The organism is Vibrio sp. OPT46 (genome assembly GCF_015163535.1).
Taxonomy (GTDB): Bacteria; Pseudomonadota; Gammaproteobacteria; order Enterobacterales; family Vibrionaceae; genus Vibrio; species Vibrio alginolyticus.
In genome coordinates this window covers 1-305 of the sequence record NZ_JADDYG010000224.1, presented here as the reverse complement: position 1 = coordinate 305, position 305 = coordinate 1, and the positions used below count along the sequence as shown (strand labels likewise).

1 pseudogene is annotated in these 305 nt (G+C 42.3%); it reads right to left on the bottom strand.

What is annotated here, in order from left to right:
* Positions 1 to 17 precede the first annotated feature (17 nt).
* A pseudogene (locus tag IQR33_RS09260) lies at positions 18 to 305 on the bottom strand (MFS transporter); the annotation flags it as partial.

The window sequence follows — 305 nt, the reverse complement described above, 5'->3', positions numbered from 1 at the left end:
CAATGTGTAGTATCTGGTCACAAGTTGGTATGAACTTGCCTTTTAGAAAACGCTAATAAAATCGCTAAACAGCTACATGATAATAGAACGACACCTAAGTTTTGTACTGTTCCAGCCATCGCTAATCCCGTCCCGATCATGATGTAGTACATGAGCCCAAATAAAGCGCCTGCGCTGCCAACCTGTTGTTTATAATTAACGAGTGCATCACTGAGTATATTGGGTATCGCAATCCCATAAGACATGACGACTAACACCATTGGAGCAACAAACCAGATTGATTGGCTCAGAATCAACACACCGAC